Below are 21,368 nucleotides of genomic sequence, written 5' to 3'. Positions count from 1 at the left end.
AATATAAAAGCGCCAGAATTTTACCAAAGAAAAAACGTTTTTAGTGGAGTATTATCTGACACTCGGACCTCAGTTATGACAACACCCGGGTGTCAGACAATATAGAAAAGATGAAACGGTTGATAAATAAAGCCATTATCAATAAAGACCATAATTTTGGAAATGCCCGTTGGGTACGTAATATATTCGAAAAAACATTGGAAATTCAAGCCAACCGCTTGGCAATGGACGGACATATCTCAAATAAATCATTGACTACTATTACGGAATATGATATAATGAACAAAACAAACTGAAACTTTCTACCTATATTCTATTCTCTAATGCTCAAACTGCGTTCTTTTCAAAACCACCCGAACGTCAGGAAAAGACAGAAAGTGCACCAAGTTTCCTTTATTAGTTTAAAAATGATTATCTTTGCAAACTAAAATGAGCAACTTGGTAATAAAAGAAATAATAGATTAATATGGCATTGCAATGTGGTATTGTAGGACTACCGAACGTGGGTAAGTCGACACTTTTCAACTGTTTGTCGAACGCAAAAGCACAGGCGGCAAACTTTCCTTTCTGTACAATTGAACCGAATGTAGGTGTTATCACCGTTCCCGATGAACGTCTGAACGCATTGGCAGAGTTGGTACATCCGGGACGTATCGTCCCTACCACGGTAGAAATCGTAGACATCGCCGGACTGGTGAAAGGCGCAAGCAAAGGTGAAGGATTGGGAAATAAGTTCCTCGCCAATATTCGTGAGACAGATGCGATCATCCATGTGCTCCGTTGTTTCGACGATGATAACGTGACGCATGTAGATGGAAGTGTGAATCCTGTCCGCGACAAAGAAATTATCGACTACGAATTGCAACTGAAGGATCTCGAAACCATCGAAAGCCGTATCCAGAAAGTACAGAAACAGGCACAGACCGGTGGAGACAAAGCAGCCAAACAAGCTTACGATGTGTTAGTTCAATACAAAGAGGCATTGGAACAAGGCAAATCCGCACGTACAGTGACTTTTGAAACAAAAGATGAGCAGAAAATTGCTCATGAGCTATTCCTATTGACCAGCAAGCCGGTGATGTACGTCTGCAACGTAGACGAAGCCAGTGCCGTAAACGGCAATAAATACGTAGACATGGTGCGCGAAGCAGTAAAAGACGAGAATGCCGAGATTTTGGTTGTTGCAGCCAAAACGGAAGCAGATATCGCAGAACTGGAAACGTATGAAGACCGGCAGATGTTCCTTGCCGAAGTAGGACTGGAAGAATCGGGTGTGGCACGCCTCATCAAATCAGCCTACAAGCTGTTGAATCTGGAAACTTTCTTCACAGCCGGAGAAATGGAAGTGAAAGCCTGGACTTATCACAAAGGATGGAAAGCTCCTCAATGTGCTGGTGTTATCCACACCGATTTTGAAAAAGGATTTATCCGTGCAGAAGTCATCAAATACGATGATTATATCCAGTACGGTTCGGAAGCGGCTGTGAAAGAGGCAGGCAAACTAGGTGTGGAAGGCAAAGAATATATCGTACAGGACGGTGACATCATGCATTTCCGTTTCAACGTATAACAATAAATCAAGAATGAAGAACTTTTCCCAGTCTTCATTCTAAATTCTTAAATCTTCATTAAAATGAAATATCTCATTGCAGGAACCGGAGGGGTAGGCGGCAGTATTGCAGGATTCTTGTCATTGGCAGGCAAGGATGTTACTTGTATTGCACGTGGAGCCCATTTACAGGCAATACAGACGAACGGACTGAAACTGAAGTCGGATCTTAAAGGAGAACATACACTCCATATTCCGGCAACCACCGCAGAAGAGTTCGATGGAAAAGCAGATGTGATATTCGTATGCGTAAAGGGCTATTCGGTCGATTCCATCGTAGAACTCATTAAAAGAGCCGCCCACAAAGATACGGTTGTCATTCCTATACTGAATGTGTACGGTACAGGGCCGCGCATACAGAAACTTGTTCCGGAAGTTAAGGTTCTGGATGGTTGTATCTACATTGTAGGCTTCGTATCCGGCACAGGAGAGATCACCCAAATGGGAAAAATATTCCGGCTGGTATATGGCGCCCATCGTGGAACAACTGTAAAACCCGGCTTATTGGAAGCCATCCAACAGGATTTGCAAGAAGCGGGTATCAAAGTAGATTTGTCGTCCGATATCAATCGGGATACATTCATTAAGTGGTCGTTCATCTCTGCAATGGCTGTAACGGGCGCTTACTACGATGTCCCGATGGGTGAGGTTCAGAAACCGGGAAAAGTGCGGGACACCTTTATCGGGCTTTCTACAGAAAGCGCTGCTTTAGGAAAGAAACTGGGCGTTGAATTTCCGGAAGATCCCGTTGCTTACAATCTGAAAGTCATTGATAAACTTGATTCCGAAAGCACTGCTTCCATGCAAAAAGACCTGGCACGCGGACACGAATCCGAAATACAAGGACTGCTTTTCGATATGATCACAGCGGCAGAAGAACAAGGTATCGACATACCGACGTACCGAATGGTTGCGGAAAAATTTACCAAACACTAATCATTAACCCATTAATAACTATATAACATGAATGCCATGCTATTATCCATCAACTGGAATCCCAATCCCGAACTATTCAACCTGTTCGGCATTTCTATCCGTTATTACGGATTATTGTGGGCAGTAGGAATATTCTTTGCATACGTTATTGTTCACTACCAGTATCGGGATAAGAAGATAGAAGAGAAGAAGTTTGATCCGCTTTTCTTTTACTGTTTCTTTGGTATTCTTATCGGTGCCCGTCTGGGACACTGTTTATTCTATGATCCGGGATACTATCTGTCCCATTTTTGGGAAATGATTCTCCCCATCAAGTTTATGCCGGATGGAAACTGGAAATTTACCGGATACGAAGGGCTGGCCAGCCACGGAGGCACATTGGGACTGATAGTGGCACTATGGCTGTATTGCCGTAAGACAAAACTCCACTATATGGATGTATTGGATATGATTGCCGTAGCTACACCGATCACAGCCTGTTTCATCCGCCTTGCCAACTTGATGAACTCTGAAATCATCGGTAAACCGACCGATGTACCTTGGGCATTCGTTTTTGAACGTGTAGATATGCAACCCCGTCATCCGGGACAGCTTTATGAGGCCATCGCCTACCTCATCCTGTTCTTCATCATGATTTATCTGTATAAGAATTACAGCAAGAAACTGCATCGCGGATTCTTCTTCGGACTCTGCCTGACGTATATCTTCACCTTCCGCTTCTTCATCGAGTTCCTGAAAGAGAACCAGGAAGCGTTCGAGGACCAAATGATGTTTAATATGGGACAATGGCTAAGTATTCCATTTGTCATAATAGGCGTTTATTTCATGTTCTTCTATGATAAAAAGAAGAAAGTAGCTTGATGTTAAAACGCAGGATTAACGCAAATTATCACAAATATGTGTTTGTTTTATAACCATATGTATATGCTTTAATAATCTGTAATAATTTGCGTTAATCTGCGTTTTAACACGTCTTTTTACATTATCAATCGATTGCTTATTTCCCTCTGACTATCTTCTTGATATCATTCAACTTATTCAGTGCCTCGATCGGAGTGAGATTGTTTACATCCAAATTCAATATTTCATCACGAATCTGGCAAAGGATAGGATCATCCAACTGAAAGAAACTCAACTGCATCCCTCCACGATTCTCGCTCACCTCTGCCAATGGCTTACCGGAGATACCCTGTTGGCGATTATCAGATTCAAGCTGTTTCAAGATCTCATTTGCACGCTTCACAATGCTCTTCGGCATACCTGCCATCTTCGCTACATGAATACCGAAAGAATGCTCACTACCACCGCGCTCCAGTTTACGAAGGAAGATGACCTTATTATCCACCTCTTTCACCGATACATTATAATTCTTGATACGATTGAAAGATTTCTCCATTTCATTCAACTCATGATAGTGAGTGGCAAATAATGTGCGCGCTTTCGCCTTCGGGTGTTCATGGATATATTCCACAATCGCCCAAGCGATAGAAATACCATCGTATGTAGAAGTACCGCGCCCTAATTCATCAAACAACACAAGACTTCGGGAAGAAACATTATTCAAGATATCCGCCGCTTCATTCATCTCCACCATAAAGGTAGACTCACCGACAGAAATATTATCGCTTGCCCCCACACGGGTAAATATCTTATCCACCAATCCGATATGAGCACTTTCCGCAGGAACGAACGAACCGATCTGTGCAAGGAGAGTAATCAACGCCGTCTGACGCAAAAGAGCGGACTTACCGGCCATATTAGGACCTGTGATAATAATAATCTGCTGAGTAGTACTGTCCAGCATTACATCATTCGCAATATACTTCTCACCGATAGGGAGCTGTTTCTCAATCACGGGGTGACGTCCCTGACGGATATCCAAGACATCACTATCTTCAATAATAGGACGAATATAATGATTCTCCCGAGCTACATTAGCAAATGACAACAGACAGTCCAAGCGGGCTATCTGATTCGCGTTAATCTGTATCTGAGGAATAAACTCCATCAATGCCTGCACCAGATCCGTATATAGCCGCGTCTCCAAAACCAGAATCTTATCTTCCGCCCCCAGAATCTTTTCCTCATATTCCTTCAGCTCCTGTGTGATATAACGCTCCGCATTAACCAATGTCTGTTTACGAATCCATTCTGCCGGAACTTTATCTTTATGGACATTACGAACCTCGATATAATATCCGAATACATTATTATAAGCCACTTTCAAGCTTGGAATACCCGTCAGCTCACTTTCACGCTGTTGTATCTGGAGCAAATAATCCTTCCCCGAATACGAAATCCGGCGCAATTCATCCAAGTCCGCATTCACACCGTCTTGAATCACCCCACCTTTATTGACAGCCAATGGCGGATCATTCTTTATCTCTTTGGCAATCCGGTCACGAATAGTGACACAAAGATTCAACTGTTCCCCTATCTGATTCAGACTTGCATTATCCGCTTGAATACATGCCAGTTTAATGGGTTCGATGGCCTGCAATGCCACTTTCAGTTGAACAACTTCGCGCGGTGACACACGCCCTACAGCCACTTTGGAAATAATACGTTCCAAGTCTCCTATCAGATGTAACTGTTCTTCGATGACAGCTTTAAAATCCGGTTGGCGAAAAAAATATTCCACCACATTCAATCGTTCATCAATCGGTTTCTTATCCTTCAACGGGAAGACCATCCAACGTTTCAGCAGACGTGCTCCCATCGGGCTGATCGTTCTGTCAATCACATTGAGCAGACTGCTTCCGCCATCATTCATATTGCCGATCAGCTCCAGACTACGCACCGTAAACTTATCCAGGCGGACATATTTATCTTCTTCAATACGAGACAATGAAGTAATATGCCCGATTTGCGTATGTTGCGTCATCGTCAGATATTGCAGGATAGCACCGGAAGCAATGATACCGTTCTTCAGATGCTCCACTCCGAACCCTTTCAGGTTCTTCGTTTCAAAATGTTTCAGAAGTTTTTCGCGGGCCGTTGTTTCCGTAAATACCCAATCATCCAGCTCGAATGTGAAGAACTTACTGCCAAAATTACCCTCAAACATCAGCCGCTTGCCCCTTTCAAAAAGAATCTCTTTCGGACCGAAGTTATTCAACAGTTTATCTACATAATCAAAAGGTCCCTCTGCAGTTAGGAATTCACCGGTAGAAATATCAAGAAAGGCAACCCCACAGGAAGCCTTGCCGAAATGAACGGCAGCCAGAAAGTTGTTCTCTTTATAATTCAGTACATTATCATTGATAGAAACGCCGGGAGTCACCAATTCAGTTATACCTCGCTTCACCAACTTTTTCGTCATTTTCGGATCTTCCAACTGATCACAGATAGCGACCCGCTTTCCGGCACGAACCAGTTTAGGAAGATACGTATCGAGAGCATGATGGGGAAAACCCGCCATCTCAATGGTTTTACCTTTTCCGTTTGCACGTTTTGTCAATGTGATTCCCAGAATCTCGGAGGCAACAATGGCATCTGTGGAATATGTTTCATAAAAGTCGCCGCAACGAAACAGCATCACTGCATCCGGATGTTGTGCCTTCAAATCCAGAAACTGTTTCATCATCGGGGTAAGGACGATCTCTTCTTCGTTCACGGTTCTCTCCTTTTCTTTTTTATTTAGGGTAAACAATTGCAATATCTTTGCAAAGATAACGGTTTTCCGGCAGAGAATCAACGGTATCCCCCGTTTCAATTTTCAAAATAAGTGTTGCATACTTTTAAAAAGAGAGGATGTTTTTCTTAACAAGCAGGAAGATATTATTAAAACGTGTTATAAAACATACTATTTTTCTTGGATAATTTGCTAATATCACAGAAGTCCGTACCTTTGCAATGTGTTTTTCATAGTATTAGATTTAAGGTTAACAAAGGTTGGGTCAAGGCGTTGACCCTTTTTTTATGTCCGTACGGCTCATTAACGCCCTTTTCTTTCCGCCAAATACACCCCACAGACAATACAGCCTGCACCTATTAATGCAAACAGAGTGATTTGTTCCTGCAAAATCATCATGGAAGCTACCATTGTCACCAACGGATTGAGATAGATATAATTGGAAGCTCTAACAGTTCCCAACTGTTTTAAGACCACATTCCAGAGGACATAACATATCAAGGAAGCCAGAACAGCTAGAAACAAAAGATTGGATAATACAATCGGTTGTAAAAGTATATCAAGATCCGGTTGTAACGGATGAAGAAGAAAGGCGGGAAGTATGGTCAATACTCCATAAAAAAATATCTTGCGGGTGATAAATACAGTGGGGTAACGCCCCGTCATTTTCCGTATAATCAAGCTATAAAATGCCCACGAAAGAGCGGCAAGTAAAGTAAGCAAATCACCTACAGGAGAGATTTTCAGTATTACACTCCCATTAAAGACCACTAATCCTACTCCTGCCAAAGCTAATAGTGAGCCGCCAATCAGCCCTTTCGTAGCTTTTTCACTTTTATAGAAGAGTAAAGAAAGAATAGTCGTCAACAAAGGAGCCGTGCAGATAAGGAAAGACACATTGGAAGCCTGCGTGATTCCTAATGCCGTATTTTCAGTAAAGAAATAAAGTGACCCGCCAAAGATACCACCTGCCATCAGCCAAAATTCATCTTTCCAACGATTGGCAAACAAACGCTTGGGAGAAATTATCCAAATACCTGCGTAAGCAATCAAAAAGCGATAGAAAAAGATTTCCTGCGGAGTCAGCCCATAACCAATCAATACTTTGGTCGCTATAAAAGTCAATCCCCAAATTGATACAGTCAATATTGCAATCAAATGATAATACCCATGCTTCAATTCCATAGTGATGGTAATGTTTTTTAATAGAGTGCAAAGATAGCGAGAAGTTATGGAATGTTTGTTTGGAGAAGTAACAAAAAGCCCGTACCTTTGTTTATGTTCAAAGAAAGCTCCTAAAATAAGGAATAAGTTATGGAAAAATATACAGCACCGGACAGAAAACGTATCCCCTATGGCATGATGAACTTTGCAGTAATCCGCCGCGACGACTGTTATTATGTAGACAAAACCCGGTTTATACCCATGATAGAAGAGGCGGACAAGTTTTTCTTCTTTATTCGCCCGCGCCGTTTCGGCAAAAGTCTCACAGTAAATATGTTGCAGCACTATTATGATATACTTGCCAAGGATAAATTCGAAGCGCTGTTTGGCGACCTTTACATCGGAAAGCACCCTACGCGCGATCGGAACAGCTATCTGGTACTATACCTCAACTTCTCCGGAATAGTAGGCGAACTGCACAACTATCGCAAAGGGCTGGACGCGCATTGCCAAACAATGTTCGACTACTTCTGCGATATTTATGCCGACTATCTCCCCAAAGGCATCAAGGAAGAACTCGACAAGAAAGAAGGAGCTGTCGAACAATTTGAATACCTGTTCACAGAATGTAATAAGACCAACCAACGTATTTACCTCTTTATTGACGAATACGACCATTTCACCAATGCCATTCTCTCTGATATAGAGAGCCTGCACCGTTATACGGACGAAACGCATGGCGAAGGTTATCTGCGTGCCTTCTTCAATAAAATTAAAGCCGGAACCTATTCCAGCATCGAACGTTGTTTCATTACCGGCGTAAGTCCCGTGACAATGGACGACCTCACAAGCGGTTTCAACATCGGAACCAACTACTCGCTCACACCGGAATTTAACGAGATGATAGGTTTCACGGAAGAAGAAGTCCGCCAAATGCTTACCTATTATTCCACCACCAGTCCATTCAATCACAGTGTAGACGAACTGATAGAAATAATGAAACCTTGGTATGACAACTACTGCTTTGCAGAAGAATGTTACGGTGAAACCACTATGTACAACTCCAACATGGTACTCTACTTCGTCAAGAATTATATTCAACGAGGCAAAGCCCCCCGGGATATGGTAGAAGACAATATCCGTATCGACTACGAAAAATTACGTATGCTCATTCGGAAGGACAAAGAGTTTGCCCATGATGCCTCCATCATACAAACATTGGTGAGCGAAGGCTACGTCACCGGAGAACTGAAAAAAGGTTTTCCTACCATCAATATCACTAATCCTGACAACTTTGTGAGTCTGCTTTACTATTTCGGTATGCTCACCATTAGCGGCACGTATAAAGGAAAAACCAAACTCACCATCCCCAATCAGGTAGTCCGCGAACAAATCTACACCTATCTGCTAAGTACCTATAACGAAGCCGAACTTAATTTCAGTAGTTACGAGAAGAACGAACTTGCCAGTGCCCTTGCCTACGATGGCTCTTGGAAAGCTTACTTCGACTATATTGCCAACTGCCTGAAACGCTACACTTCCCAGCGCGACAAGCAGAAAGGCGAATTTTTTGTCCATGGCTTCACACTTGCCATGACAGCACAAAACCGTTTCTACCGTCCCATTTCCGAACAGGACACACAGGCAGGCTATGTCGATATTTTCCTTTGTCCGCTACTAGATATCTATTCCGACATGAAGCACAGTTACATTGTGGAACTGAAATATGCCAAGTATAAAGACCCCGAAAGCCGCGTGGAAGAACTGCGGCTGGAAGCTATTGCTCAAGCCAATCGCTATGCTGACACCGATACGGTGAAGAGAGCAGTCGGCACTACACAGCTTCATAAAATCGTAGTTGTATACAAAGGAATGGATATGCCGATATGCGAAGAGGTTTAATACAAAAAGGGAACTTGCATTGCAAGCGTATCATGCAAAAGAATCTTTCGAACGTGCGTATGATTATCCTGTATGGAAGTTATGCGCAAGGTTGTCCCCCAATACTCATCTCTCATATTTTCTCCCTTCAAATAGCCTTATACAACTCAATAAATATTGCTATCCATTCTCACCGAACGGTTATTGATGTACCAATGTACTTATATCTTTAGTATAAACGCCTATCATTTACAGATAATCTTACCTACATAATAATCGTTCCACTAAAGTAAGCAGAACAGTGCACTCCAGTAGAGAGATCTGTTCACTCTAGTGAACGGTTCATTGCACTCTAGTGGAACGGTTATTATGCTTATTCAATCATACGGATATACTATTGAATAACAGATTATTATATACCAATTCACACATAAACAACCGTTCGTTATCAGACAAGATAGCTTATGTCTATGTATACCACACCAGATATATGGTATTTGAGGTATAAAGATAGTATACTCACATTCAATTCTGTAAAAGGGAGAAAGTATGAAATTACGTTAGATGAAAATCGGCTAAAGCTACTTAAGCAATGCATTTCAAATTATGAATATCCCTATCTGATTCAATCAACAAAAATGGGGGTGTGTCGTAATGCACGATGCACCTTCTTTTTTTTCGTTAGCTATAAAAATCAGTTAGTCTTCTTTAAGCAGCGATATTTTGACTATTACTTCGGTTTATGTGTTCCCAGCATCCAAATAGAGCAGCTGTAAGCTCATGAAACAGTTTAATCAGCCAGTTTATACCTTCTTCTTTCATTTTCGCACACATCTTTTTTATATTGAAGGCAATGGCAAAGAAGCAAAAGTCCATGAAAACCTTATCCTTTCCAAAATGACGGAAACGTTTGTAGTTCATATTGTATTTTATTTGTCCGAACACAGCTTCCGGTTCTATACATCTTTGTTCTCTATGTTTCAGCCCTTCCTCTGAACAGAGCAGCTCTTTGGCTTTTTGCTTGTATCTTCTGAGCCTGTGATTCAGTTCTATCGTCCTGTTTCCTTTTGCTTTAAAACATCGGCATCTTAGCGGACAGCCTTCACACCTGATAGCTCTGTACCTGGCATTTTCACTTACATATCCGGATGCCGTTTTCTGATGTCCGGTTCCTATCCTCTGCATCCTTTGTCCCATGGGGCAGATACAATAGTCATGTTCTTCATTGTAGTAGAAGTTTTCCGCCTTGAACGGATCCGGTTTGAATCTCGGCCGCTGTTCCATATGGAAGTAGTTGTATTTGACGTAGGCTTCCATGCCGTTTTCTGACATGAAGCGGTAGTTTTCCTCAGAACCATAGCCTGAATCGGCAACCACCGTATGCGCTGTCCTGTCATATCTGTCTGAAAAGGATTTTAGGAAAGGTATCATGGTCAGTGTATCCGTAGGGTTCGGGAAGAGTGCAAAATCAGTAATGAACTGGTTCTCGGTACCGATCTGAAGATTGTAACCGGGCTTCGTCTGACCATTGCGCATGGCATCTTCCTTCATTCTCATAAAAGTAGCGTCCTTGTCTGTTTTGGAATAGGAGTTCCGGTTCTGCAGAGTGTCCAGATGGTTGTCGTATTCCTGCAGTTTATCTCTGTGTTCTTCCAACTCCTTCAGTTGTTTGCGTTTCTTTTTCAGCTCAGTCTTTTCCTCTTTGGTGGAAGACTCCGGAACCTGTTCAAGTGCATGACGCAACTCTCTCGCCATTTCGGTCAGCATAGCCGGAGTGAATTCAACTTCCTCATTACTTTCCGATGATTTCTCCTGGGCGATGACATCGTCTATCTGCCCTAACAGAACGTGTATCTTCTTCATTAGGCGTTCACGGTTCCGCTCAACCGTTTTTCTCCAGACGAAAGTGTACTTGTTGGACTTGGACTCAATCTTTGTTCCGTCAATGTATTCCACATTCAGACTGATGAAGCCCTTGCAAGAGAGCAGAAGTACGGTTTGGGTAAAAACCTCGTTGATTTCCTTCTTCACCCGGTTGCGGAAACGGTTGATGGTAATGAAATCCGGTTTCTCATACCCGGCCAGCCAGATATAATGAATGTCACGATGAAGGAGCTTCTCTATTTTCCGGCAGGAGTAGATGTTGTTCATGTAGGCATACAGAATGACCTTGAGCATCATCTTGGGATGGTAAGGGCTGCGACCGCATTCTTTATATAACTTCCTGAAACTTTCAAGATTCAAACTTTCAACCAGAGCGTCAACCATGCGCACCGGATCGTTTTCTGCAATATCCTCATCAATTCTTTGAGGAAATAGCACTGTTTGATTGGGAATGTAAGGACGATAATGTATCTTTGACATAGTTAAATTTGTATGCTTAAAGATACAAAATCTTTAGGTAATAACAAAGCCCCAGCTTGTGAAAGTCGGGGCTTTGTCCATAAAAAAAGAAGGTGTGCATTTTGACACACCTTCATTCGTTATCCTTTGTTGTGCATTTTGCACATCCCACCTATTGAAATTATATAATCATATTCTCTATTTCCATTTTTATTTCCCCAAATATAAGAATAAAAATGAGAAAGTCAATAACAAAAAGAAGTAATTTGAAAATAAATTTCTTTTTATACACAGTTATCAAGCACCTATATTCTTTATAATTTACTACAATTCTTCATAAGTCTCAAAAAGTTAGCATTATAAAACTCAGAGAAGTAGACAGGCAAGTTCTAAGAAACTTTCGATACAAGTGAAATAGCAAAACCGCCACCAGACGCAGCATTAATTTTCAACTTTGTTTTATTGGTGACAGTCTTTGTCTCAATCACATAATCTGTAGGATTATTACGATAATGGGCTTCCTTGCCATCACGATAAATCGTAGCAATGTACTTTTGTCCTGCGGGAAGAAATGAGAAATCGATTGTTGCAACACGAGGAATCTCACCGTTCGTACCACCTACAAACCAATTATTAGTGTTCTTTGCACATCGAGCTACAGTCACATATTCCATTGGTTCAGCTTCAAGGTAATAACTTTTATCCCAATCAAGCGCTACGTCTTTAATAAACTGAAAAGCATCAAGATATTTCTCATAAGTTTCCGGAAGATCGGCAGCCATCTGAAGTGGACTCGACATTGTAACATATAACGAAAGCTGGTTGGTAAGTGTAGTATTTACCCACGACTTTTTATCAGGATTATATTTTGTTATATCATTTTCAAACAGACCTGGAGTATAATCCATCGGACCACCGATAAGACGGGTAAATGGGAGTATTGTTGTATGGCTCGGCTTACTGCCCCCAAAAGCCTGATATTCAGATCCACGTGCAGACTCATTGCTTATAAGGTTAGGCCATGTCCGACAAAGACCAGTAGGGCGCACTGCCTCATGAGCATTCACCATAATCTTGTAATCAGCAGCCTTTTCAACAGCATATTGATAATGATTGACCATTCGCTGAGTATAATGGTGCTCACCTTTGGGTATTATATCACCTACATAACCACTTTTAACAGCCTTATATCCATTATTCACCATAAATTGATATGCCTGATCCATACGACGTTCATAATTGCGTACAGCACCAGATGTTTCGTGATGCATAATCATCTTCACACCTTTGGACTTAGCATAATCCCGTATTTCAGGTAAATTAAAATCAGGATAAGGAGTAATAAAATCAAATACATCCTCCTTAAAATTACCAAACCAATCCTCCCAACCAATATTCCATCCCTCAACCAACACAGCATCAAAACCATGTTTTGCAGCGAAATCTATATATTGCTTCACTTTCTTTGTAGTAGCCCCATGACGCCCATGAGGCTTGGCATGGTCATAATCTGTTTTTCCAAGATGAATATTAGGAAAATCCCATGTATAGCTCCAATCGCTTTTTCCAGTAATCATCTCCCACCAGACACCAATATATTTGGTAGGCAATATCCACGAAGTGTCTTTAAGTTTACATGGTTCATTAAGATTGAGGGTGATACGGGATGAAAGAATATCACGGGCATCATCAGAAACAATGATGGTGCGCCAAGGTGTACAACAATCACTTTGCATATATGCCATCTCTCCATTGACATCGGGTGTAAGCCATGATTTAAATACAAAATTCCTATCGTCAAGATTGAGGTGCATAGCCGGGTAATTGACCAAAGCGGCTTCATGAAGATTAATATATAAGCCATCATCAGTCTTTAACATTAATGAAGTTTGTACCCCAGTAGGTGAGAAAGACGTCTGTGACAGGTTGTTAGAAATCGATTTTTCCATTAATCCACGTATTTCCGAAAGCCGACTACGTGTGTAATCATATTCTTGTGTATCATAATCTCCTGGAATCCAATAGGCTGTCATATCACCCGACATAGCAAACTCCGTACACTCATCTGTGATGACAAAATAACTTAATTCGCGCTGTTGTGGGAACTCATATCGAAAACCAAGTCCATCATTAAAAAGCCTAAAACGTATAGACATTCGACGATTGGTATCTGCTTGTTTGAGAGCCACTAGCACTTCATTGTAATGATTACGTATGACCGACTCTTCTCCCCATACAGGTTGCCACGTTTCATTTAATGAATCATTGGTTACAGTAGTTATTTTAAACTTCTCAAGCAATGGGTCTGAGTTTTTTAGCACAAATCCAAGTCCACTCGGCTTAATAACAGTTTTCCCCTTATAATACAACACATAAGTCGGACGTCCTTCAGAAGATAAAAAAAAGTCCATTTTCAAATTGCCATCAGGCGATGAGAATAGCTGTTTAGCAAAAGCCGAGGTTGCACATGCCAAACAAAATACCAAACTTAAAAATTTACATAATTGAGTTATCATACAATATCAAAATAATACAAAGATTATATTTTAAATAATTTCACAACAGCACCACCGCCACGAGCAACAGGAATTGAAAGAATCGTATTAGCAGTTACTTTACGGGTCTCAATTTCTACCGGATAAGGATTCTTCTCCCAATCAGCATTGCAGCCATCACGGTAAATAATAGCCTTATATTGACTATTAGTATCTAGAAAAGAAAGACTGATATTAGCTGTACGGGCCTCTGTACCAGTAGCGGTAGCCAAATACCACGAATTATGCCCTTTACTTTTACGGGCAACAGTTATATACTTCCCAATCTCAGCTTCCGGATAAATCGTTTTATCCCAATCGGTAGGACAATCACAAACAAACTGGAATGGTCCGGGATTATTTTCGTAATTTTCAATCATATCAGCAGCCATTTGAAGCGGTGAATAGAGAATCACAAACAATGCCAGTTGCTTGGCAAGTGTTGTATTGGGATGTGTTTGTGGCATTACGTCATTCTCAAAATTGAATATAACCGGAGTAAAATCCATAGGGCCAGCCAATCCCCGTGTGAATGGTAAAGTCACTGTATGTTCCGGAGGATTACCCCCTTCTTCATTCCAAGCATTCCACTCTTGTCCACGTACTCCTTCTTGGGTCATTAAGTTTGGCCAAGTACGTTGCAACCCTGTAGGAATGACAGGCTCATGATTGTCAATGGCAATCTGATATTTGGCGGCAGTCTCAATCACTTTACGGTAATGCCTTACCCCAAACTGACTACTATGGTATTCTTTATTGTCTAGTAGATCTCCAACATAACCAGTTTTGACATAGTGCATACCATTTTGCCGATAAAGTTTAAATCCGTCTTCCATTTGCCTTTCATAATTAGCAATGCGTCCGCCCGTTTCATGATGACCGATAAGTACAACTCCTTTACTACGCCCATAATTATTAACGTGTGTAATATCAAAATCCTTATACGGATGTACATAATCAAAATTCCATGACTTCCAATCAGGATTCCAACCTTCCACCAATACTCCACCAAAATTATTCTCAGCAGCAAAATCCATATAGCGAATAGTATTTTCTGTTGTGGCTCCGTGCTGTGGTCCATCGTGCCACGTGTGAGTTTTCATGTGATAACACCACCAAACACCAATATAGCGCTGCGGTTTTATCCACGAAGTATCCATTATCCGACAAGGCTCATTCAAATTAAGCATGAGACGTGAAAGCATCATCTCACTGGCATTGTCAGTGACTATCAGTGTACGCCACGGACTTACTCGCACCCCAGTAACAAACACCTTCTCACCACTACTCCAGGGTGTAAGCGCAGCACGAAGTATATTACTTCCTGGTGTAGCTCGTACATTCATGGCTGCAAAATCTGTCAAATTAGCTTCATGAAGTGCTAAATGTAATCCTTTATCAGTGCGCATAGTGACCGGAGTACTAGCCCAACCCATCTTATCTATAGGAAGTTCACGAAATAGACCTTCATAAAAACGTATCCCTTCTACTGGAAGTGACCAACTTGTATGGTTATCTGTAAAAGCAAACTCAGTAAGTTCATCCATGATTACAAAGTCTCCCAATTGTGCCTGACGCGGAAATTCATAACGAAATCCAATACCATCATTAAACACACGAAATACAATACTAATCTCACGACCTGGAGCTATTTTCTCCTGCATGAGATCAATCGCCATCTCATTATAATTATTTTCAATTACCGATTCTTCACCCCATATTGGATTCCACGATTCCGAAACAGTATTATGCCGAATATTAGCAACAGAAAATCCTGTAATCATATCAGGAACATCTTTTAGCTTCAAGCCCAATCTCGATTGTGATAACACTACTTCTCCACCACGAACAACCCGATAAAAGATGTCTCCTTTTTTAGAAACCTCAAACGTCACCACTATATGCCCGTCAGGAGATGTTATATGATGAGTAGTACTACCCATCATCAATATGCTTGAATATAATACAAAGAAGCAACTAATAAAAATTTTCTGTATCATTTCAGTTCGATATAATCAATAAAGAACATACCATTGCCACTACCCTTACAGACATCAACATAATTCACGCCCTGGTTAAGCCTTACAGTCACAGTCTGATCTTTCCAAACATATTGTTCGTCAAAAGAAATCTGCTTCTCATCTCCGTTTACCTTAAAAACACCAGTACCCGGAATATCGGAGGAAGCACGTCCTCTCACAATAATAGTATACTCACTAGTCACAGGTACCTCAACAGAAAAAAGAACAGAAGCTCCTTCACCTGTAAAACTACCTACATAACCAAACCCGTCAGAATTCTCTGCTATCGGTGGCAAATCCGCATCGTCGATTGTCCAATCATTTTTGCAAGACATTAGTACTGCCATCGCTATAAAAAAGGAAAATATAATTTTCTTCATTTCAGTCATTTCTTACAAATTAATAATCAGTTATCACTTTTGGACTTTCACACTGCCACGCAGAGCAGCAACTTCAGCCTGATAACGTTTGCATGAAGATGTGATACGGAGAATACGACATCCATGTGCAGGTACGTTAACTTTATAAACGCCTTCAAAAGCACCTAAATCAGAATGAGTCCAAAGATCACGTATATTACTAACTTTCCCCTCTTTAATTCCTAAATCACGCAAAAAATTGATAGACATATTTGAAGCTTCTTCCTCCCTATTGAATAATCCAACAATCCACTCACCATTAGGCAATTGCCCCACCCATTTTGAACTTGCAATTTCTGATGGATTTCCCGACATTGGACGTGCACTAAATCCTATTTTATTAAGTGCTAGAATCTCCTCATTTTGATAAAAACGCTCACATCCATTAGCTGTATCATACTGATCGGCAATAGCTATGGGCGAACCGGTAATAGCCATTAGTGATACCCAAAATTGACGTTCTGTATCACTCTCGCAAGTATTTAACCTAATAAAGTCACCATCCATCATGATTTGTCCGCGGGCAGCTACATCACTAAACCCAACAAAGCCATCAAAAACATTGCCCCACTGTGCCCAACGGTCCTGTTGAATGCCACGACGACGATTACTGATAAAATCCCATCCCCCTCCGAAAACATCTTCACTAATACGGAAAAGATCACCGTATGGAATTTCATTAGCGGCATGGTCGAAACAATTAGGCATTACCAAAGAGATGAAAATTTCATCACCCGCTTCTTCTTTAATCCAACGAAGAGCCTTCACATAACGTTCCGTACCATATGCATCTTCGTAATGATTCAGAAAATCTATTCTAAGAAATGAAAAGCCAAGATCGATAAAATAACGAACATAACCTTTAATCCACTGTTCAGCACCCTCTTTATCTGCATCTACCCAATAAAGATAATCATTAAAATTAACATTCCCCTTAATATCACGAGTGGTCTTTTCAGAACCTTTCACCGGCAAATTATTCTCATAAGCTTTTCTTGACATCCACAATGGATCGTAATAGATCCCTGTTTTTAGGCCTTTATTCTTATTATAATTAATCCAATAAGCAAAATCATGGCTCCAAGTATCATTATACTTCGTTATATATCCATTTTCATTGACAGTTTGTGCTCTTTCAATCCAACCATCGGTACACACCATATCGTAACCATAGGAGAGAAAATTCTTGGCTACCCAATCCACGGATTTTTGATAACGTTCCTCAGCCAATGGACTATCAGTCACATAACACTGTTCGTACGCCATCCAATAAAGAGGACCTGCTCCATGCCTTGTAAATTTACTATCACGGGCACTAACCGCTATTGAAATAATAACAAGTCCACACAAAAATATACCTCTAATATTCATATGATTTTAATTTAATAGTTTATGATTATAATTACAAATTTACTCTATCTTAAATACATAAAGTGTCATTCCTTCGACATCAACTTCAATGCGATATCTACCACTATTTTCTGGAGAAACACCCCATGATGCAGCCAACGGGTTGCCAGGTCCCTGAACTTTTTTCATCTTATAAACACCATTATCTTCTACTAACTCACGATATTCGTCGCTATCACCTTTTTCCGGTATAAGGAAAACCACTTGGTCCCAATTTCCCTTAGATGTAATGAAATTAAATTGACGATTTCTTTCTGTTTCAGTATAATAGAGTTCACCTTCCCAAATAAAACGTTTGGATGTCTCATCATATAGCAATTGTACTCCCGGATTATTTGAATCAGTACCAGAATTACCTGCAACCCCCTGTATGTATAACTGGTTGTCAAGATCGCGAACCTTTTCTAACGTAACTGTTAAGGCTTCAACATCCACTATAATTTTGTATACGGCACTACCGTTTTCTGGTACTCCAAAAAACGCATCTTTCAATGTCCCTTCACCTTGTGAACAACGTTGCAATTTATGGGTTCCCGGCTGTATGACTTCAATATATCCATCGGTAGTAGCATTTTCCGGAACAAGAAAATCAACTTGATCCCATTCACCTTTTGCTGTACAAAATTTAAATTGCTTGTTTTCTGTATTATAATGGATTTCTCCCTCCCATGTAAAAATATTCCCGTCAGATGAATCCATATAAAGTCCATCAGTTGAATACCATTTACCAGATGCACTTCCAAGTATATAAAGTTCCGGCCCTAATTCAATTTCGCTAAGCCAAGTCACAGTAATAGTGATATTCTTTTTACCCTTCGAAGCATCTACTATAATTCTATAATTACCGGAGATCTCAATTTTCCATTTACTATCAGGACTACCGGTAGGTACATACTCCACAGCCGCATCAGCAACACCCGATTTATTTATAATTGTTCCTGCTACAACAGGCATAAGGAACTCATCTTCATATTTTCCACTATTATTAATAGGGCATTTCATCTCCCCCTGTCTAAGCGGTCCTTCATACTGAAACACATTTGCCGAAATATTTTCCATTGGATAAGGGTTATTAATATCCCAAGCAGCTGGAGTAGCATCTCCAATAATAAAAAGTTGATTTAGTTCAAACTCTTTTTCATCAAGTTTCTTTACTAATACAACAGTTACCGTCATATCTTTCACATTAATAGTGATATCATAAATGCCATCCTCCCCTTCATGAATACCCCAAAAATGATCTTCAAGATCTCCGGTCAGTTCTGAACAAAGACGTGCATTATTAGGTGTATCCTCTCCAAATGTAGCATAAGCATAAGATTTTCCACTCACCACGCCTGAAGAAGGGATAATATAATAAATTTTATCCCAATCACCTTGCGCAGTACAGAATTTAAATTGTTTATTATCACCGTAATAACGCAATTCTAGCTGATAAGTAAATATATTCGGATTAGATGTTTTTTCCATCGGAACAGCCAAATTAGAATCAAAATTATTGTCTGCTCCATAACCAAGAATATAAATCTGTTCATAGAGTGAAGCATCACCTGTTTCAACAATCTTTAGATCCTTTTCTGCATCACAGCCATTCAACAACACTGTGAAGAAGAAGCCCACTATCAGTAATAGGTAATTATATATTGTCTTCATCTTATTTCATTGTTTAAAAGTTCAAATCAATCTATGGCATCAATAGCCGGGATTTTGTTTAAGATTATGGTTGGTATCCAGTGATTTACGTGGAATAGGAAAAATCTTTGTATGATCATCTTCATCGGGCGTCTTATCCCACCATGAACCTGTATTGAATTTTCCGAAGCGAATTAAATCAATACGACGACGTCCTTCACCAAGAAACTCACGTCCCCACTCATCCAAAAGTTCCTGTTCATCAAGTGTAACACTTCCTTCCGGAACATAAAGATAATCACTCCATCTCTCTTGGGGATAATTGCGTTTACGCACAGAATTGAGTAACACTCCAGCTTTCGACAATTCCCCTAAACGAAAATGACACTCTGCTAAAGCATATATGATTTCCGGAAGACGTATTTCTACAAAATCCGATTCCATTTGACCGGATTCATCATCACTATAAAATGGATACTTTACGTAATGCCACCCGGATTGGTGGTCTCCTGAACGAAGGTTACTAGTCTTATTTATAGGCCATTGATTGGGACGTAACCCTTTAAATTGTCCAACAGCATCACGGATATATAATTCATAACTGCCATCAGGGGAGGTCATATTTCCCCTCACTCCATCTTTCACAACAGGAATAGAGCCAAATAGAAACAACCCCTCACGTCTGTTGTTACCAAGATTTTTATAAAGTTTCAATCTTACATCTTCAGGATAGTTACGAAATTTCTGGGCAGTATTACCAAGTTTATAACTGTAAAGTTCGCCATTCAGGTCATAACTTGGGGTAAGGGCATATTTACAGTTATGATCACCACCTTCACTTTTGGAATCATTAACGTAATATTCCATCTGTTGTGGGACGCTCCACCAAAACGTATCACCCTTGTACAGCCAAAAAGTATAATTCTGACTACTGGGAAAAGCAAAGAGAACCTCATCAGAAATATCGTTATTCCAATCAAAGACTTCATCCCAACGGTCTGATACCTGATAGAGTCCATATTCTCCATCAACTATTTTCTGGGCATACGTAATACACTCTGTCCAACGTGCTTCTCCAATATATACTTCGGCATTCAAATACAAGCGTACCAATAATGCCGCAACTCCGGCTTGGGTCCATTGACCTTGTTCGTTACCATTACCACCAAGCCCCGACTTAGCATTGATAAGATGCAGAATTTCTTTTAATTCATCTTCTATGAAAGTAAACAACTTTTGAGAAGAGATTTGTTCACCAGATCCACTTTTAGGATCAGAAGAAGTATAGAGAGGAACATTTCGAAACTTATCAAGTAAACGCAGATACAGCCAAGCTCGAAGAGCACGATTCTGAGCTTTCAGGTCACTGAATTCCTGCTCGGAAAAGCCAAAATCAGATGGGTCCAATCTATTGAGATCATCTATTATATAATTACTTTGCATAATACCTGTGTAACAACCATCCCATTCCATATCAAGATATTTACTTTCAGGAGTCAACTCATGGTATTGAAGAGCCCGCCATTGTCCAGCATCGTCCCACCACCCATCACGAGTACAGGTCATTATTTGGTCTGCCGTTAATTCGTTAAGAGGAATATTTGATTGAATAGACCAATAAGCATGTTCAAAGGGACGAAAAGCTGCCCGTATAACATCTGTCTTAGTATTATAGTAATTATCACTCATAACATCACTATATACAGTCTCACTCAAATCTGTGCATCCAGCTGTAATGACAGTGAAAACGCATCCGCCTATGATGGCCAATATTTTAGATTTCAT

The 21,368-nt window shown here is 40.5% G+C and carries 14 protein-coding genes; 5 read left to right on the top strand and 9 right to left on the bottom strand.

What is annotated here, in order from left to right; all coding sequences use genetic code 11:
* Positions 1–110: 110 nt before the first annotated feature.
* From ACNOGP_RS04410 to lgt, 4 genes are all read left to right on the top strand, one after another.
* The gene (locus tag ACNOGP_RS04410) at positions 111–296 is read left to right on the top strand and encodes a hypothetical protein (protein WP_195630792.1); all 186 of its coding nucleotides are present in this window, start codon (positions 111–113) and stop codon (positions 294–296) included.
* Positions 297–466: 170 nt separating this feature from the next.
* On the top strand, positions 467–1,570 hold the full coding sequence (ychF, locus tag ACNOGP_RS04405; protein ID WP_007762552.1) for a redox-regulated ATPase YchF: 1,104 nt from the start codon (positions 467–469) through the stop codon (positions 1,568–1,570).
* A 63-nt stretch (positions 1,571–1,633) separates the two neighbouring features.
* Complete coding sequence (locus ACNOGP_RS04400; protein WP_418214168.1) at positions 1,634–2,545, top strand: ketopantoate reductase family protein; 912 nt, start codon at positions 1,634–1,636, stop codon at positions 2,543–2,545.
* Between the two features lie 27 nt (positions 2,546–2,572).
* Positions 2,573–3,406 carry a prolipoprotein diacylglyceryl transferase gene (lgt, locus tag ACNOGP_RS04395; protein WP_195630790.1) on the top strand — a complete coding sequence of 278 codons (834 nt, stop codon included), beginning with the start codon at positions 2,573–2,575 and terminating at the stop codon, positions 3,404–3,406.
* A 136-nt stretch (positions 3,407–3,542) separates the two neighbouring features.
* On the opposite strand, the gene mutS is transcribed toward lgt, so the two are convergent.
* Complete coding sequence (gene mutS, locus ACNOGP_RS04390; RefSeq protein ID WP_032848043.1) at positions 3,543–6,131, bottom strand: DNA mismatch repair protein MutS; 2,589 nt, start codon at positions 6,129–6,131, stop codon at positions 3,543–3,545.
* A 351-nt stretch (positions 6,132–6,482) separates the two neighbouring features.
* Positions 6,483–7,364 (bottom strand): DMT family transporter, encoded by an 882-nt coding sequence (locus ACNOGP_RS04385; protein WP_195475524.1) that lies wholly within the window; start codon positions 7,362–7,364, stop codon positions 6,483–6,485.
* Between the two features lie 129 nt (positions 7,365–7,493).
* Here ACNOGP_RS04385 and ACNOGP_RS04380 point away from each other — a divergent pair, with 129 nt between their 5' ends.
* Entirely contained in the window at positions 7,494–9,245 is a 1,752-nt protein-coding gene (locus tag ACNOGP_RS04380; RefSeq protein WP_418214167.1) for an AAA family ATPase, read from the top strand.
* 687 nt (positions 9,246–9,932) lie between these two features.
* Here the strand turns inward: ACNOGP_RS04380 and ACNOGP_RS04375 are convergent.
* The 7 genes from ACNOGP_RS04375 to ACNOGP_RS04345 form a co-directional block, all read right to left on the bottom strand.
* Positions 9,933–11,588: an IS1182 family transposase gene (locus tag ACNOGP_RS04375; RefSeq protein ID WP_418212848.1), complete on the bottom strand. Its 1,656-nt coding sequence runs from the start codon at positions 11,586–11,588 to the stop codon at positions 9,933–9,935.
* Between the two features lie 368 nt (positions 11,589–11,956).
* Positions 11,957–14,083 (bottom strand): glycoside hydrolase family 97 protein, encoded by a 2,127-nt coding sequence (locus ACNOGP_RS04370; RefSeq protein WP_418214166.1) that lies wholly within the window; start codon positions 14,081–14,083, stop codon positions 11,957–11,959.
* Between the two features lie 23 nt (positions 14,084–14,106).
* Positions 14,107–16,101 carry a glycoside hydrolase family 97 protein gene (locus tag ACNOGP_RS04365; protein WP_287664902.1) on the bottom strand — a complete coding sequence of 665 codons (1,995 nt, stop codon included), beginning with the start codon at positions 16,099–16,101 and terminating at the stop codon, positions 14,107–14,109.
* Complete coding sequence (locus ACNOGP_RS04360) at positions 16,098–16,502, bottom strand: CBM35 domain-containing protein (protein WP_418214165.1); 405 nt, start codon at positions 16,500–16,502, stop codon at positions 16,098–16,100. The genes ACNOGP_RS04365 and ACNOGP_RS04360 overlap by 4 nt, the downstream gene beginning before the upstream one ends.
* A 33-nt stretch (positions 16,503–16,535) precedes the next feature.
* Complete coding sequence (locus ACNOGP_RS04355; RefSeq protein ID WP_418214164.1) at positions 16,536–17,807, bottom strand: alpha-galactosidase; 1,272 nt, start codon at positions 17,805–17,807, stop codon at positions 16,536–16,538.
* A 144-nt stretch (positions 17,808–17,951) separates the two neighbouring features.
* Positions 17,952–19,604: a SusF/SusE family outer membrane protein gene (locus ACNOGP_RS04350; RefSeq protein ID WP_418214163.1), complete on the bottom strand. Its 1,653-nt coding sequence runs from the start codon at positions 19,602–19,604 to the stop codon at positions 17,952–17,954.
* Between the two features lie 39 nt (positions 19,605–19,643).
* Complete coding sequence (locus tag ACNOGP_RS04345; protein ID WP_418214162.1) at positions 19,644–21,368, bottom strand: RagB/SusD family nutrient uptake outer membrane protein; 1,725 nt, start codon at positions 21,366–21,368, stop codon at positions 19,644–19,646.

Source organism: Bacteroides difficilis (assembly GCF_048319815.1).
GTDB classification, from domain to species: domain Bacteria; phylum Bacteroidota; class Bacteroidia; order Bacteroidales; family Bacteroidaceae; genus Bacteroides; species Bacteroides zhangwenhongii.
The sequence above is the reverse complement of the archived record's forward strand: the minus strand, read 5'-3'. Positions and strand labels throughout refer to the sequence as shown.

What these genes read in the sequence shown, in the direction of transcription:
- ACNOGP_RS04350 (WP_418214163.1), bottom strand. Translation starts at nt 19,604, where the DNA reads ATGAAGACAATATATAATTACCTATTACTGATAGTGGGCTTCTTCTTC.
- ACNOGP_RS04365 (WP_287664902.1), bottom strand. Translation starts at nt 16,101, where the DNA reads ATGATACAGAAAATTTTTATTAGTTGCTTCTTTGTATTATATTCAAGC.
- ACNOGP_RS04355 (WP_418214164.1), bottom strand. Translation starts at nt 17,807, where the DNA reads ATGGCGTACGAACAGTGTTATGTGACTGATAGTCCATTGGCTGAGGAA.
- ACNOGP_RS04370 (WP_418214166.1), bottom strand. Translation starts at nt 14,083, where the DNA reads ATGATAACTCAATTATGTAAATTTTTAAGTTTGGTATTTTGTTTGGCA.
- ychF (WP_007762552.1), top strand. Translation starts at nt 467, where the DNA reads ATGGCATTGCAATGTGGTATTGTAGGACTACCGAACGTGGGTAAGTCG.
- ACNOGP_RS04410 (WP_195630792.1), top strand. Translation starts at nt 111, where the DNA reads ATGAAACGGTTGATAAATAAAGCCATTATCAATAAAGACCATAATTTT.
- ACNOGP_RS04380 (WP_418214167.1), top strand. Translation starts at nt 7,494, where the DNA reads ATGGAAAAATATACAGCACCGGACAGAAAACGTATCCCCTATGGCATG.
- mutS (WP_032848043.1), bottom strand. Translation starts at nt 6,131, where the DNA reads ATGATGAAACAGTTTCTGGATTTGAAGGCACAACATCCGGATGCAGTG.
- ACNOGP_RS04375 (WP_418212848.1), bottom strand. Translation starts at nt 11,588, where the DNA reads ATGTCAAAGATACATTATCGTCCTTACATTCCCAATCAAACAGTGCTA.
- ACNOGP_RS04400 (WP_418214168.1), top strand. Translation starts at nt 1,634, where the DNA reads ATGAAATATCTCATTGCAGGAACCGGAGGGGTAGGCGGCAGTATTGCA.
- lgt (WP_195630790.1), top strand. Translation starts at nt 2,573, where the DNA reads ATGAATGCCATGCTATTATCCATCAACTGGAATCCCAATCCCGAACTA.
- ACNOGP_RS04345 (WP_418214162.1), bottom strand. Translation starts at nt 21,368, where the DNA reads ATGAAATCTAAAATATTGGCCATCATAGGCGGATGCGTTTTCACTGTC.
- ACNOGP_RS04385 (WP_195475524.1), bottom strand. Translation starts at nt 7,364, where the DNA reads ATGGAATTGAAGCATGGGTATTATCATTTGATTGCAATATTGACTGTA.
- ACNOGP_RS04360 (WP_418214165.1), bottom strand. Translation starts at nt 16,502, where the DNA reads ATGAAGAAAATTATATTTTCCTTTTTTATAGCGATGGCAGTACTAATG.